Here is a 15,154-nt window from a genome sequence, read left to right on the forward strand (position 1 = left end):
GCCGGTCGATGACAAATTCTCCTGACGTCTCTCCCAACTCGCTCGGGTGGCTCGTCGAATCTCTAGAGAGCCTGCGTCGCGAAGATCTTCTTCGTTCGCCACGTATTCGGCTTACTCGACAAGGGCCTGTCATCGACCTCAACGGACGCTCGTGCGTGAACTTCGGGTCGAACGACTACCTAGGTCTGGCCGGCGATTCGCGGTTGGTGGATGCCGTCCGCCGGGCCATGGTTGAAGAGGGTTTCGGCGGGGGTGCCAGCCCGTTGATTTGCGGGCGATCAAGCCTGCACGACGCCCTCGAGTCCGCCCTTGCGCAATTCGAGGGCACGGAAGCCGCCATCGTGTTCTCGTCCGGTTATTCGGCCAATAGTGGGACGATTGCGGCACTCGTCGGTCCGGGCGACGCCGTTTATACGGACGAAAAGAACCACGCCAGTATCTGGGACGGTTGCCGTCTGAGCCGCGCCGATGTGAAGGTCTATCGTCACGGGGACGCGGATCATTTGGCCGCCTTGTTGGCCAAGCCTCATCGTCACCGTCGCCGCTTGATCGTGACCGACACCGTTTTCAGTATGGATGGAGACCTTGCACCGCTTTCCCAGCTTGCGGAGGTCGCTAGTCAATTTGGTACCATGCTGATGGCGGACGAGGCCCACGCGACCGGCGTTTTCGGGGAATTGGGGCGGGGACTTTGCGAAGCCTACGGCGTGGAGGATCGCGTCCCGATTCGCGTGGGGACATTGAGCAAGGCTCTCGGTGGGGTGGGAGGATTTACGGCGGGGTGTCGGTGGTTGACTTCGTGGTTATTCCAACGTGCCCGATCGTACGTCTTTTCGACGGCCTTTCCCGCCGCGTTATGCTCGGCTGCAATGACGGCACTGGATATCGTTCGAGCGGAACCGCACGCAAGACGCAAGTTGCTGGAACGGGCCGAGACGGTGCGTAACGTACTTCGCGGCCAGGGATGGAACGTCGGGCGCTCACAAAGCCAAATCATCCCGATCATCGTCGGCGATGCCCGAACTGCGATGGAATTGTCCGCGGCCTTGTGGGATGCAGGGTTTTTCGTGCCCGCGATCCGCCCGCCCACGGTGCCAAAGGGCGAGGCTTGTTTGCGTCTGAGCCTTACCACCGTACACGAGGACGGCGACGTTGCGCGGTTCCTGCAAGCGCTCGAAAAAGTGCGGGACCGGTTCCTACTTCGCCGCTAGGCCGTTGTACGACGGGCCTATGCCGCCTGAACCACTCGGTTCTTAACTCGCTCGAACCCGTTACAATAATGGAATATCCGCCTCCGGTTGCGATATCGGCTGACCGGGGGCGCTCAGCGATTGCAAAACGGCGGCAATCGAGGCGGGTTTTCGGTGCCACGATGCGACTTCGAGAACGGAAGTATCGGAGGAGCACGCGTTTTATTTATTGCCGCCGCGTGTCCATACAAATCGAGGAATGAGTGTCAACATGGAGTAGGTCATGCGACTTGGATTGGCTTTCCGGGCTTTTTTTGCCGTACTGTTCGATCGTTTAGCGGCGGAGCGAGTGCGCATCGCCATCGACACAGCCGTGGAGAAAACTGCGACGGTCCCCCCGCCGCCCGAAGGCGCGGCTGAAACCGACAAGGTTGCCACACGAAAGGAGACACGCCCGCCCGCCAAAGCGGTCAAGAGCGAAGCCCTCATCCTGTTGGAGGTGCTTCAACGGGAGGGCCGATTGATCGACTTTTTCAAAGAGTCGATCGCGGAGTACGGCGATGCCCAGGTGGGTGCCGCCGTGCGCGACATTCATCGTGACTGCGCCGCGGCTTTGGAACGCATCTTCGCCATTCGTCCCGCCGTCGATCAGGGCGAGGGCCAAACGGTGGAGTTGCCCAAAGGCTACGATTCCGGAATCTACCGACTGGTGGGAGAAGTCGGCGGATCGGGGCCGTATCGAGGTATCCTCCGCCATCACGGGTGGAAGGCGACGCAGTGCCAATTGCCGGTGTGGACCGGTTCGACTCAAGCCGCTCAAGTAATTGCTCCGGCGGAGGTCGAAGTCCAAGCTTGAGTTTACAGCGGACGGGAACCGAACTTCCTCTCGCGTGCCGCCCCATGATGCGGGCCGAACAGTCGCGTTTTCCACCGAATTGAAAGCCGCCGAAGTCGTCGGCGCTATGGAACGATTTGAGTGCCTATGAGAACGAAGTATGTGATCGGAGTCGATCTGGGGACGACCAATAGCGTGTTGGCTTATGTGCCGATCGATGCGGAAGAACCGCAACCGGAGGTCCTCCGGATTCCGCAACTGGTTGCGCCGGGAACGGTCGAGGAGAAGACGAGCCTGGCATCCTACGTATATCTCAGTTCCGACGACGAGGCGACCGAGGGTGCGCTTGCCCTCCCGTGGGATCGGGCGCCGAAGTGCGTGGTGGGCGAATACGCTCGACGCCAGGCCGCTGATGTGCCGCAGCGAACGGTAAGCGGGGCCAAATCATGGTTGTGTCATAGCCGTGTCGATCGGCGGCAACCGATCCTTCCCTGGAATGCTCCGGCGGATGTCGCCAAAATTTCTCCGGTTCAGGCTTCTCGGCGTATCCTGGAACACCTGATCGCAGCTTGGCAGCACGCCTTTCCGGATGCACCGTTCGCTCGACAGCGCGTGGTGCTTACCGTACCGGCCTCGTTTGACGCAGCCGCTCGCGAGTTGACGCGGGAAGCCGCACTGGAAAGCGGGTTTCCCGCTGATTTCGTGCTTTTGGAAGAACCGCAGGCCGCGCTGTACGCCTGGCTCGCCGATACCGGAGCCAGGTGGCGCAAGGTCCTCAATGTGGAGGATCAAGTGTTGGTGTGCGACGTCGGCGGGGGCACTACCGACTTGACGCTGGTGGGAGTCGCCGAAGAATCCGGCGAATTGACTCTCCGTCGTCTAGCGGTGGGCAATCATTTGCTGGTCGGCGGCGACAACATGGACCTGGCCCTCGCGCACATGGCCGCCCGAATGTTCGCGGAAAAAGGCACCTCTCTGGACGCGTGGCAGTCCGTGTCGCTTTGGCATGCTTGTCGCCAAGCCAAGGAGTCGCTCTTGGCGGAGGACGGTCCCGACGAATTCCCGATCACCATCCTCGGTCGGGGCAGCAAACTGATCGGCGGCACCATTAGCGTGAAGGTCAAACGGGAGGAGGTGGCGGCATCCCTTCTCGAGGGCTTCTTTCCGCCCTGCGAAATCGGTGAACGTCCGGCGAAACGACGAACTTCCGGCTTCAAGGAGGTCGGCTTGCCGTACGAAACGGACACCGCCGTGACGCGGCATCTGGCGGCGTTTTTGCAGTCGCATGGGCCGGACGACGGCGGTCCGGCACGACCGACGCAATTGCTGCTGAACGGCGGCGTATTCCGCGCCCCTCGACTCCGTCAACGAATTCTCGAAGTACTACGGTCCTGGTTTCCCGACGATCCGCGGCCTCAGATGTTGGCGGGCAAGCAGGACCTCGATCACGCCGTGGCCAAAGGCGCGGCTTATTACGCCTGGGCCAAGGAACACGGCGGCGTACGAATTCGCGGTGGCACCGCTCGGGCCTATTATGTGGGCGTGGAGACCTCCGGTCCTGCGGTTCCCGGCATTCCTCGACCGTTACGTGCGCTGTGCGTCGTACCCATGGGCATGGAAGAAGGTTCCGCGGTGGACGTCCCTTCCGAAGAGGTGGGATTGATCGTCGGTGAACCCGTTCAGTTTCGCTTTTTCGGGTCGTCGATCCGAAAAAACGACCGACCGGGCGATGTGCTGGATCGTTGGACGCCCGAAGAACTCGAAGAAACCGACTCTCTGGAGGCGTGCCTGCCCGCGGAAGAGGCCGGCGAAGGCGAATACGTACCCGTGCGATTTCACGCCAAGGTCACAGAATTGGGAATGCTGGAACTGTGGTGCAACAGCATCCATTCCGACAAGAGATGGAAGCTCGAATTCAGCGTGCGTGAAGCCGATGAGGGTTAGTCGACCTCCCTGCCCGACTTTCGGAGCTTCCGATTCGCGTTTGCCGATCGGCCCCCGCAGTCATCTCTCCATCCCTACCAGACGCCGGGACGCACGTCGAGGTCCTTTTCGGCGAGTAGGACGACCAAGGGAGCGCCGCTTGTGCCGCGAAGGGGGTTTCGTTGTGGATCGACGCGGGAGCTTTTTTCAAATCCGCGAGGAAACGTAATACTTGCAATCAACCTTCGGGATCAAACGCCCCATGGAAGACGATCGCGCGGCTTCGCGTTTTGTGGTGGGGATGGACCTGGGCACCACCAACTCCGCCGTCTGTTATGTGGATACGGAAGAGCATCCCCGACGCATTCGAAGCTTTCGCATTCCCCAGATCGTCTCGCCGGGGCGTATCGAGTCCTTGGAGGTATTGCCCTCGTTCCATTACGAGGCCGCCGAAGGCGAGTTTCCGGACGATGCCTTGCGGTTGCCGTTCGTCGGCGAGCCTCGCAATTACACCGTCGGCTTGTTCGCAAGGGATCACGGAGCCTTGGTGCCGGGACGATTGATCGCTTCGGCCAAGTCATGGTTGTGTCATAACGGTGTTGATAGGACGGCGCCGCTCTTGCCGTGGCATGGTTCGCCGGATGTGACCCGACTTTCTCCCGTCGAAGTCTCCTCGCGATATCTCCTGCATGTGCGGCAATCGTGGGACGCCGCCTTTCCGAATTATCCGTTGTCGGATCAGGAATTTGTGTTGACGATTCCGGCCTCGTTTGACGAAGTGGCTCGGCAACTCACGATCAAAGCCGCCGCGGTCGCAGGATTGGATCGGGTCATACTGATCGAAGAACCGCAGGCCGCCTTCTATGCCTGGTTGTACCGTCACGCCCACGATTGGCAGACCGTCGTGAAGCCCGGTGAAAAAATATTGGTCTGCGATATCGGCGGGGGAACCACGGACTTGACGCTCATTCGCGTTCGCGGGGGAGCGGATGGAAATGTCCGGTTCCACCGCATTGCCGTGGGAGATCATTTGATTCTCGGGGGCGACAATTTCGATCTCGCGCTTGCCCATCATGTCGAGGCCAAACTGGCGCAACGCGGGACGTTGGAAACGCGTCAGTGGTCCGTACTGGTACGTCGTTGTCAACGGGCTAAAGAAGAATTGTTGGGTTCCCATCCGCCGGAGAAGCTCACAATCGCGATCCCGGGGAGCGGGTCTCGGATCGTGGGTGGATCGTTGCAGGTCGAGCTTTCCAGGGAGGAAGCTCAACGGGTGATTTTGGATGGGTTTTTCCCGTTTGTCGAAAAAGACGCACGTCCTGAATCGCGGCGCACCGGTTTTCAAGAGTTCGGCTTGCCGTACGCGAATGATCCCGCGGTCAGTCGGCAAATAGCCTTCTTTTTGCAGTCGCACCGCGAGATTCTGACGCAGGATCCGCCCGCTCAAGACGACCTTGATCCGACGGCGCCCGATCACGTGCTGCTAAACGGCGGAGTATTCTTTGCCGCGGCCATACGCGACAGGCTGATGTCGGTGCTGGCCCGATGGTACGGCAATTCGGAACGGAAATGGGAACCCAACCTCCTGGAGAACGATCGCTTGGACTTGGCGGTGGCCCAGGGCGCGGCCTACTACGGCATGGTTCGTCGCGGCGAGGGAGTTCGAATTGCGGCGTCGCTCGCGCGGTCTTACTACCTGGGCATCGATCTGCCAAGCGAAGAAAAGGATGTTTTGGAGTCGGCCATGGAGGCTCGCACCGGCGAACCGTCCCAGGAAAAAGTGGAGACACCTAGGTTCGACGCCGCGATTTGCGTACTTGCCGCCGGAACCGAACCGAATCAGGAGGTTACGCTGACCGATCGCCCCTTTCGTTTGCGTGTAGCCGAACCGGTCGAATTCCCTGTGTATTATTCGGGTACACGACTGACCGACGCGGTGGGCCGAATCATTCTCGCTCACCCTGAACAAGTGACCGCCTTGCCCCCGATTCGCACGGTCCTGAAAGCCGTGCGGCGCGCCGCCTCTGAGAAAGAGGCGGATGTGGAGATACACGCCAAATTGACCGAAATCGGAACGTTGGAGATGTGGTGCAAACGCCTGGATGGGCCGGGGAGTTGGCGACTGGAGTTTGATGTTCGCTCTGCGGTTCGGACGGAAATCGCTCCCCACGGCGGAGGCGCCGAGGACGAGGGGGTTTGGGACGAAGGGGTGACTGAGGCGGCAGTTTCCGCGTTGCAAGAGTATTTCGGCGTAGGAGCGCGGAGAAGTCCTGAGGGAGTCGTGAAGCAACTGGTCCGACTCACCGGTGTTCATCGCTACGAATGGCCCGCGTCATTCTTGCGACGACTTTGGGCAGGGTTGGTGGAGTGCGAGCAAGGACGGAGGCAAAGTCCTTCGCACGAGGCGCGTTGGCTGAACCTGCTAGGTTTTTGCCTGCGACCGGGATACGGCGTCGCCGCTGATGATTGGCGAGTCGCGGAGACGTGGCGTCTGCTCCACGGGCGTTTGGTGCATCCCTCCCCAATGTGCCGTGCGGAATGGTGGATCTTATGGCGACGTATTTCCGGGGGATTGCCGACCGGACGCCAACGGAGCCTGGCCGATCCGCTACTGGCTTCCGTGCGGTCGCTTCAGCGACAGGCAGCGACGGGCAAGACCGGATCCGATTTTCCCACGGCGTCTCATGAGGGTTCCGAAATCTGGCGACTGCTTGGCTCGTTGGAATTGCTGCCCGTCGATTGCAAGGTTGAGTTGGGAGGGATCATTCTCGATTTGCTGCCGCGTCGAAAGACCGAAAACATGCGGGAGGCCATGATTTGGACCCTGGGCAGATTGGGGGCCAGAGTGCCATTGTACGGACCGCTCAATTGCGTCGTGCCTCAAGAGACGATCGAAGCGTGGTTGCGGCGACTGATGGAACTGGAACTCGCCGGAAATACCGCGGCGTTTTCGATCATGCAGTTGGCTCGCTGCACCGGCGATCGTTTCCGCGATCTTCACGCCTCGCTCCGCGAAAAGGCGGCTGAGAAATTGGAAACCATGGGGGCGCCGTCTCACTTGATCGAATTAGTCCGAACCGGCGGTTCGCTCCGCGAGGAAGAACGGAAAGAGGCTTTCGGTGAAAGCCTGCCGCGAGGTCTTCGCGTGGTTTGATAGGGGTGTCGGTGCCACGAGAAACTCAATGATCGACGCGGCAGACAAGCCTGATCACTGCGGCGACTATTCGGGAACATCGTCGCGCAGGGTCTGCGGAAGCCGAGAGTTTGCCGCCGCGGAATCCTGTTGTTCGCGAGAAAGCAGTTGCGCCGTCATACTCGCGGCACGATGTCGCAGGCGATCCAGTTCGTCGGCCAGGCTTTCCAATCTGCCAATGTCGTAGCGGTGCGAATACATCAAGCCGCTGAGTTCCTGATAGGCCCGATTCCATTCCATCCACAGTTTCAAAGCCGCTTGCATTCGTTCCACGAGTTGCGAGAGGGTCGATATCTTTTCCTTGCAACCCTCCTGATTTTCTCCCGTATCAGCGGACCACCCTCCCGTGGAGAATTCCAAATTGAAACAGGCCCCCGTAATCCCTTCACTAAAAACTGGATGACTTGGCTGGGATTGCGAATTCACAGAAGACTCCTTTCCAAGATTTCCGTCGGCCTCTGTGCCGCGAGATATTTCTCCGGTGAGGGTCGCGCCGCTTGACTTGTCGGCATTCGTCGGCGGAATGGGGCATTAACGCGGGCCTGCGGAGAAAAACCCGTAGTAGTTCATGAAATAGCCGCCCACCGATCCCCCGCGACCGGTCGGTGCGTTACCGTAGCCCGATCGCACCTCATTAATTTGTCGTGACAGTTGCTGGTTCACTCGTTGCTGTTCGATTTGGGGACGCACGAGCGTATAGTAGTTGCCCGCAGTACCCAGGCTGCTATTGCTTCGGAAGAGATTCATGTAGGGGCTGACGGCCTGCGGCGACGAATAGTTGGAGAACGGGCGACCGGCGGTGCCGACCCCGGTACCGCCGCCGAAGTGTCCGCCGGCGGGCGTCCCGTAGCCCGTCATGTACGCTGGAAACGGGCCGCCTTGTAACGCCGCCGTACCGCTGACCCATCCTCCCGATGTTCCTGCCGCGGAACTGCTCCGCGAGTAACCTGTGGGCGGAAGCGGGATGCCGGCGCCGCCCGGTGCAACGGAACCGTTTACGACGTCCGCTTGGCCGGTCTGTGATCCGGCCGCGCTCGTCGGGGGAAGCGGCATCGCAGCGGACTGTCGCGGTGACGCCGCAGGCGGTCGAACTCCACCGTCCGTCCCGAGCGTACCCGGCGTCACTTGTCCCGCGCAAGTGCGACCGATCAGCGTGGCGGCAAGCAGAACCAGGACGGTGAGGGTCGGTTGATTCGTGAGCCGATTCATATCCGGTGCTCCCAACACAAGCGGAATGTGCGACGCCAGGCGATCGGCCAAGGCGTGCGGTTCTTTTGGCAGAGACCGTCACAACAGTCGCATGCTCCCTGCTTGCATTCGATATTGCTTTTAGCCTCGCTGAAATTATACGAATTCCATTCTCCAAAAGTGGGGGTGACGGAGAAAAGCATGAGACTGGGATGTCGGGCGGTCAAACCCAGGCGTTCTTTTCCGCTGCGTCACGTCCATCGCTTAGAACCCGCTGCGGTTTTGATTGTATCCGCGGCCCATGGTTTGCAGGCTGCGGACCGTCGAGGTTCCCAGGCTGGTGAAGCCGAACAGGCGTTCCACCGGGGCCACCATCTTGTCGATCCAGGCGTGCATGGCGATCATCTCGTCGTGGGCGATGAAGATGCGGTCGCCCGGCAAGACCTGGTAGTTCGTGGCGGTGTTGCCGCCGCGGGTGATGGCATTCCAGTCCACAGGCAGGACCTGTTCGCAACCGGTGCCCGCCGGTGAGGGCCGTGCGATCCAGATCTTCTTGCTGGAGACCTGCGACACGCCGCCCACCTGCGCGACCGCGTCCAAGACCGTCTCGTTGCCGGTGCAGGGCAGGCGGATGACGTTGTCGTCTTCGCCGGGGCCTTCCGTGATGACGTAGTACACCTTGCTGTTGTAGGCCAGCACCTCCAAGGAGACATCGGGCGAGTCGAGGAATTGGGAGAGGTGCCGGCGGACGGCCTCGCGGGCCTCGGGGAGCGTCATTCCCGCCACGTACACGGCGCCGTACTGTTTGAGGTTGAGCGTCCCGTCGGGCCCCACCAGGTAGACGCCGCCGATGGGTTGCAAACCGCTCGCCCGGGCCAATTGGACGGCGACTTCGGGGGCGCGGAGAATCCGCCGCAGGTGCTGATCGATGGCCCAGCGGGCCTCCTCCACGGTCATGCCCGCCACGCGGACCGAACCGTAAGCCGGTCCCAGATTGATCGTGCCTTCGGCCTCCACCATGTAGTAGCCCGCGATGGGCTGGTCCAGCAGCGTCCCGATCACGTCCACTTGCAGCACGTCGTAGACCTCCAGCCGATAGGGCGGGAGGGGGACCATCTTGGGGACCTCGATCTGGACCACGTCGGGCGGTTCCAGGCGGTAGGCGGGCAAGGAGACCTTGGCCAATTCTCGGGGAGGCTCCAAATCGGCGGAGGCCGGCGTCTGCTCCAGTCCGGGATCGTAGAAGTCCATGGTTCGGCAACCGGAGGCCGCGAGCGTCAGGACCGCGATCAGGGAAAGAGACGCGGCGAAACGACCGCAAGACCGGAAATCCGGGCAGATTAGGTCGAAATTGCGACCGGGGATCATGGCGATAGGGACTCCTCAACCGAGTGAGGCATCAGGTTCGGCACGCAAACCGAACGCAGGCGACAAAACCGTCGCCACTGTTGCTGTCGGAATAATCGGCAAACTTTGCCAACAACTTGCCTGAAAGTTGGGGAAAACAGATGAGAGGGAAAATATCTGCGGCCCAATTGCCACGGAGATAGCCCTAAAGTGTGGTAGAGTCTCCTAAAAGATGTGGTGTTGCAAAGAGTCTCCTCTACTACGCTGCCAACTATCTCGTGGCCGGTTCGATGTGGCGTGCCTGTGATCGCTTTCCGCACCGGCTCACTAGCCTGGCCGGGCGACAAGAAAGCCCTACTCGATTTGCGGTTTGATTTTGACTAAGTAGGCTTGGCCGGGGCTTCGATCAGGCATGAGGACGGGCTGAAGAACTCCTGCGCGGACCAAGTCGTGGAATTGCTTTGGCTCAACGTAGTCGGTAAATCCGTAGTTTCCCGGAGATCGGTAACGGGCGATTTCAGCCCAATTGACGAAGACGCAGCCGATTCCTTCCCGCCGCAGGATTTCATGTATCTCTTTCGGGGACTTTCCTTTGGTGAGGACTTCCCAAGGTTGATCGTCGAAGCAGGTCGCGTACACGACGGGCATTTCGAAATCGAAGACCGCAGCGTCGCCCACGGTCAGCAGTTTTCCCGAAAACACGTTGGGCCACATCCGGTTCAGCGTGACGTGTGCTTCGCCGATTCGGTCCGGATCATCCCATAGGTCGGAAAGCGGCGCTAGGATGCGGTTGTAACTGCAAATCCCTGCGCTGCTCAACAGAAGCGTAACGACAAGGGCGGGAATAACGACGGCGTATACAGACCATCTCCAAACCCGGTATTGCGAGAAGGCGTGCATTCCCTCGGTCGCACCGACTGCCAGAAATGGCAAGAGGGGCAGCCAAAAACGATCAATGCGATGAGTTAGTAACCACCATACGATTGGAATCCAAGCCGCCATCAGCCAAAGCACTCGTCGGCGAGAGTCGAGTCGCCCGCCCGAGACCAAACTCACGATTGCGAACGGCCACACCAGTGGTCCCAGCCAGTCGCTCGCGACGGCGAGACGAAACGCGTCTTTGGCAAGACTGGCCGGGGCGTAGTCGGGGGCTGCGTGAACCTGGCCCCAGCGTTCATTCTTCTGATCGTCCCAGGTATATCCTCCGAACCAACGATAGAGCAGCGGGTAGGTTGGATTGCCGCACAAGACCGCGTTTTTGGCATACCAGGCCCCTCCGCCGAACCCGACGGCCAGCGCGAAGACGAGAGTGGCCTTGGCGGCCTGCCTATTCGCGTGCCGAGTCACTCTTGCCATCATCAGTGCCGCAAGCGGTATTACGGTATAGACCAAGCCTGTGTACTTGCACGCCGCAGCGGCACCGGCCAAATAACCGGCCAAGGAAAGCCATCCGAGGTCCGGGCTACGAGGGGAATCCGATTGAGAACCATTCGGTTTCCCCGCTCGGTTGGAGTTTTTTTGGTCGATCTGACTCTCCCATGCCCGAGTGAAAGCATAGAAGGCTGTGAACACGTAAACGGCGAGGGCGATGTCATTCAATCCAGCGGTCGACACGTTGACGAGCCAAGGCGTGGCGGCGAGGGCAAGGCACGCTGCTACGGCATGGGATCGTCGCGCCCATCTCTGCGCTGCTGCATAAACTGCGGCCATCAGAATCAGCCCGTAGAAAGCCGTCACCGTTTTCCCGGCCAAGGCCCCGGTACGGACATCGCCCGACAGAGTCATCGCCGCCAAGGCGTGCATTTCCGTTCCCAGAGGCATATTCGCATACACGTTATGGGGAATGAACCCGATGCCGCCGGCAAGATGAAATTCCTTCGGTGCTTGGAGGTGGTATTCCCGCACATCGAAATCGGTGGGCGGCAAGACCCCTTGTAGCAAGATCAGGACGCCAAGCGTACCAACCCAAATTAACCAAGCCAGCCCGAATAAGTCGGAAGTGGAACCCGCGCGTTTATTGGTCTGCGATTGGCTAACGGAAGATCGACCGGATGCGACCTCGCTCGCCGGAGTGGCTTTTCTTGTGACTGTTGCCTTTCCATCCCTCGGAGTCGCGGTTTTTAAGAAAATCGGATTCAGCAAAGATCGTAACCAAGACGGCGCGATGTGTTCTCGCACGCATTTCGCGTTCCCTTCGTCAGCACTCATTTGGTTCCTTTTCCGAACCTCAACAGCGAGGAAGAGTAGCCATGCCCCCACAAGGAGACAAAAGACGGGCATGGCGGTTGCCACAAGGCCAAATAAGCCCAGAAGCAGTACCCCGGTCGACAGGAGGTTCAGTCCGACCGTGACAGCTAGTACCAAACGCTCGCCGCGGTCGCAGCGGTCCGCGATACCGAGCAATTGAAGGATCGCGACACCTCCGACCCATGAAGTCAGAATGATGACGACGGCCAGGGAGATCGGTGCGACGCGATCCAAGATCGCCCACCTTCCGTTGTTTCCCAACCAGGAGCCAAATATTTCGTCCGGAATGAGCAGATACGGGAATACCTGAAAACGGGCGAACGGATGACCCAGTATTGCGGAAACGTCTTTCAACGGCGTCGCGTAAAACACAATCGTGTAAATCACGACTGCAATTATCGCAACCCATGCTGTCAACGTATTTCTTGGTCGATTCACGGGGGATCTCGGAAAGCGGAGCGAAGTAGCATCTCAAGACTTGCCAGGAACGAATGCCGGAATAGCTTGTCCCACGCCCTAAATCATCCTATCTTAACAGTGAGAGATCGGTCGCAATGAATCGCTCTACGTCGTCGACTGCCTGAGATCCACCGTGAAGGGGCCATCCTTCCCTCGCTTGACCTACCAGTCCTGGTTTCGGGATTCCCATGAACTCCGCATCCCCCATCGAAGGTATATTTGTTCCCAATATGGTGCCCTTGGACGAGCGGGGGCGGTTGAACGAACCGGAGCTTCGGCGGTACCTCGAATGGTTGATTGCCAAGGGTGTGCACGGGCTGTACCCCAACGGGTCGACCAGTGAATTCGTGCGGTTCACACCCGAGGAGCGACGTCGGATCATCGAAATCACGGTAGATCAAGCGGCAGGACGGGTCCCCGTCTTGGCCGGTGCTGCGGAAGCCAATGTCAAGGAAACCCTTGCGGCATGCGAGTATTACCACAGTTTGGGGGTTCGGGCGGTCGCCATCGTTTCCCCCATTTATTATCGATTGTCGCCCGACAACATCTACGCCTACTTTGCGGAAATTGCCGCTCGTACGCCGGTTGATGTAACCATCTACAATATGCCCATGTTGACTTCGCCGATCGACGTGCCCACGGTCGTTCGGTTGGCGGAAGAGTTTCCGCGCGTCGTAGCGATCAAGGATTCTTCGGGCGATATTCCGCAGATGATGCGGCTGATTTCGGCCATTCGTCCACGGCGACCCGAATTCGCTTTCCTGACGGGCTGGGACACGGTCCTGGTTCCCATGCTCCTTTTGGGCTGCAATGGGGGAACGAATGCCGGGGCGGGAGTGGTTCCCGAAGTTACCCGAGCGTTATTCGACGCGGCAAAAGGCGGGCGATGGGATGAGGCTCGCCGCTGGCAGTACCGCCTCCTCCAATACATCGATGCCTTGTTCTACTCGGCCGACTTTCCGGAGGGATTTCGCATTGGTGCGGCGGCACGGGGATTCCACATGGGCGAGAGTCGTCAACCGCTTTCCGACCGGCAGTCCGAATCGCTCCGTAGTCTTGCGCGCACGATGGAAACCATGTTGGCTGAGGACGGGTTCGAATCCGAACCGTCGCCGAAGGGATTGTCGGTGGAAACGGGGAAGCCCGCGTCGGATCGACTCGTCGTGCAGCGGGTGGTCCAAGAGGTCTTAGAGGTCTTGGCCGCTCGTCGCCGCTGAAGGCAAATTCCCGACGATGTCCCACGATGAGGCCCCTTGTCGCAGCGTGCGGCCCTAGGCTATTGTAAACGGTCAGCGACCGCGTGGGCCATTCTTGTACCGCAAATCGGGCGGGCGTCGGGAGCGACGACTCAAATGACGGAAAACCTACTCGATATCCACTGGTGGCATTGGTGTCTTTTCATCGCTGCGGTGGTTGTTGGGCTGTTTTTGGACCTCGTCGTATTCCACCGCAAGGAGCACGCTCCATCCATACGAGAGTCGGCGGCGTGGTCCGTTTTTTGGGTCGGATTGGCCCTGCTTTTCAATGCCTACGTTTGGTGGTGGGGATACCGCCTGCACGGGACTTCCGAAGCCGGTGTCAAGTTTTTGACCGCTTACGTTGTCGAGAAGTCCCTCTCGGTCGATAACCTCTTCGTTTTCGCGGTCATTTTTCGGTATTTCGGAGTCCATATCCGATACCAACACCGCATCCTGTTTTGGGGGATACTGGGCGCCATCGTCACGCGCGGGTTGTTCATCATTGCCGGGGTGGAATTGATTCGAGCGTTCGAATGGCTGAGTGCGGTTTTCGGGGTGTTCCTATGTTACACGGGCGCCAAGTTGGCTTTTGCTTCGGGAGAGGAGGTTCACCCGGAAAAGAACATCGTCCTGCGACTCGCTCGTCGCATCATGCGGATTACTCCGGAGATCCGCTACGACCGTTTTCTTGTTCGAAGGGAACGCCTGCTTTATGTCACTCCGGCGTTCTTGGTGCTCTTGGTGGTCGAGAGTACCGACGTACTTTTCGCGGTCGATAGCATACCCGCGGTCTTGGGCATCTCGCGCGATCCGTTCATCGTGTACTCCTCCAATATCGGCGCCATTCTTGGCCTTCGGGCCTTGTATTTCCTGCTGGCGGGGGTGCTCGAGCGTTTTCGCTATCTTCATTACGGCCTCGCGATCGTTCTAGTATTTATTGGTTTGAAGATGGTGGCCGAGTACGTCGCCGTCACGTTTGCTCATCATCACGGCCATTTGATTGATCCGTGGGTTTCGCTCGGGATTGTGGGCGGGATTCTGGGGGCGTCTCTCTTGCCGACATGGTTTGCAAAACAGGGGCCAAAGTCGGGCGGCGTGGACGGGGAGGCACGGGAGGAGTAGTACGGCGATTGTCTGCGTGACGTAGCGATCGTCTCCACCGTGCGAAAACGCTCCATCCAATCGGGAAAACCGGACGGCGTATTGACCGGTCCCGAAAATTGACGGCCAGCTCGAAAAGAAGCTTCCCTTTGGGACCAGTTCCGTTGGCGGGGCGTAGAATTCCAAAGAGGCTCGCAAAGGCGCCGAGAGTATCGGTCGCTCGCACAGGCACCGTTAGTTGCCAGGTGTTGATCGGTGAGAGTCCATCGCATTCGGTTAACCGCCGCTTGGCGCTTGCTGAGGGAAGAGAATCCCACGTGGGAGCGTGTTTTCCATGCGCCAACCGGATTGGGTCCGCAAACTCAGGTCCGGCTTTGCTTGCGAACTTCGGAACCGCCGACCGACGTGATTCTGAACGGCGCCAAGCTCCGTC

10 protein-coding genes are annotated in these 15,154 nt (G+C 59.6%); 6 read left to right on the forward strand and 4 right to left on the reverse strand.

Annotated features, from left to right (window positions below; translation table 11 throughout):
- Nucleotides 1-8: 8 nt before the first annotated feature.
- The 4 genes from bioF to ACYQ6J_RS06520 all read left to right on the forward strand — a co-directional run bounded on the left by bioF (nucleotide 9) and on the right by ACYQ6J_RS06520 (nucleotide 7,102).
- Nucleotides 9-1,211 carry an 8-amino-7-oxononanoate synthase gene (gene bioF / locus ACYQ6J_RS06505; RefSeq protein WP_460183375.1) on the forward strand — a complete coding sequence of 401 codons (1,203 nt, stop codon included), beginning with the start codon at nucleotides 9-11 and terminating at the stop codon, nucleotides 1,209-1,211.
- Between the two features lie 262 nt (nucleotides 1,212-1,473).
- Complete coding sequence (locus ACYQ6J_RS06510) at nucleotides 1,474-2,046, forward strand: DUF2760 domain-containing protein (RefSeq protein WP_460183376.1); 573 nt, start codon at nucleotides 1,474-1,476, stop codon at nucleotides 2,044-2,046.
- A 126-nt stretch (nucleotides 2,047-2,172) separates the two neighbouring features.
- Nucleotides 2,173-3,969, forward strand: coding sequence for an Hsp70 family protein (locus tag ACYQ6J_RS06515; RefSeq protein ID WP_460183377.1), 1,797 nt, complete (start codon nucleotides 2,173-2,175; stop codon nucleotides 3,967-3,969).
- A 211-nt stretch (nucleotides 3,970-4,180) separates the two neighbouring features.
- Nucleotides 4,181-7,102 carry an Hsp70 family protein gene (locus ACYQ6J_RS06520; protein ID WP_460183378.1) on the forward strand — a complete coding sequence of 974 codons (2,922 nt, stop codon included), beginning with the start codon at nucleotides 4,181-4,183 and terminating at the stop codon, nucleotides 7,100-7,102.
- A 66-nt stretch (nucleotides 7,103-7,168) separates the two neighbouring features.
- On the opposite strand, the gene ACYQ6J_RS06525 is transcribed toward ACYQ6J_RS06520, so the two are convergent.
- The 4 genes from ACYQ6J_RS06525 to ACYQ6J_RS06540 form a co-directional block, all read right to left on the reverse strand.
- A complete protein-coding gene (locus tag ACYQ6J_RS06525; protein WP_460183379.1) occupies nucleotides 7,169-7,567 on the reverse strand; it encodes a hypothetical protein in 399 nt (132 codons plus the stop codon).
- Nucleotides 7,568-7,672: 105 nt separating this feature from the next.
- Complete coding sequence (locus ACYQ6J_RS06530) at nucleotides 7,673-8,350, reverse strand: hypothetical protein (RefSeq protein ID WP_460183380.1); 678 nt, start codon at nucleotides 8,348-8,350, stop codon at nucleotides 7,673-7,675.
- 243 nt (nucleotides 8,351-8,593) lie between these two features.
- Nucleotides 8,594-9,697: a polysaccharide biosynthesis/export family protein gene (locus ACYQ6J_RS06535; protein WP_460183381.1), complete on the reverse strand. Its 1,104-nt coding sequence runs from the start codon at nucleotides 9,695-9,697 to the stop codon at nucleotides 8,594-8,596.
- Nucleotides 9,698-10,030: 333 nt separating this feature from the next.
- The gene (locus ACYQ6J_RS06540) at nucleotides 10,031-11,617 is read right to left on the reverse strand and encodes a glycosyltransferase family 39 protein (RefSeq protein WP_460183382.1); all 1,587 of its coding nucleotides are present in this window, start codon (nucleotides 11,615-11,617) and stop codon (nucleotides 10,031-10,033) included.
- A 953-nt stretch (nucleotides 11,618-12,570) separates the two neighbouring features.
- Between ACYQ6J_RS06540 and ACYQ6J_RS06545 the strand changes: the two genes are divergently transcribed.
- Nucleotides 12,571-13,599, forward strand: a complete 1,029-nt coding sequence (locus ACYQ6J_RS06545; protein WP_460183383.1) for a dihydrodipicolinate synthase family protein — start codon at nucleotides 12,571-12,573, stop codon at nucleotides 13,597-13,599.
- A gap of 135 nt (nucleotides 13,600-13,734) precedes the next feature.
- A complete protein-coding gene (locus ACYQ6J_RS06550) occupies nucleotides 13,735-14,742 on the forward strand; it encodes a TerC family protein (RefSeq protein ID WP_460183384.1) in 1,008 nt (335 codons plus the stop codon).
- Nucleotides 14,743-15,154: the final 412 nt, after the last annotated feature.

The organism is Thermopirellula anaerolimosa (assembly GCF_054657335.1).

What these genes read in the sequence shown, in the direction of transcription:
- ACYQ6J_RS06545 (WP_460183383.1), top strand. Translation starts at nt 12,571, where the DNA reads ATGAACTCCGCATCCCCCATCGAAGGTATATTTGTTCCCAATATGGTG.
- ACYQ6J_RS06550 (WP_460183384.1), top strand. Translation starts at nt 13,735, where the DNA reads ATGACGGAAAACCTACTCGATATCCACTGGTGGCATTGGTGTCTTTTC.
- ACYQ6J_RS06515 (WP_460183377.1), top strand. Translation starts at nt 2,173, where the DNA reads ATGAGAACGAAGTATGTGATCGGAGTCGATCTGGGGACGACCAATAGC.
- ACYQ6J_RS06535 (WP_460183381.1), bottom strand. Translation starts at nt 9,697, where the DNA reads ATGATCCCCGGTCGCAATTTCGACCTAATCTGCCCGGATTTCCGGTCT.
- ACYQ6J_RS06530 (WP_460183380.1), bottom strand. Translation starts at nt 8,350, where the DNA reads ATGAATCGGCTCACGAATCAACCGACCCTCACCGTCCTGGTTCTGCTT.
- bioF (WP_460183375.1), top strand. Translation starts at nt 9, where the DNA reads ATGACAAATTCTCCTGACGTCTCTCCCAACTCGCTCGGGTGGCTCGTC.
- ACYQ6J_RS06510 (WP_460183376.1), top strand. Translation starts at nt 1,474, where the DNA reads ATGCGACTTGGATTGGCTTTCCGGGCTTTTTTTGCCGTACTGTTCGAT.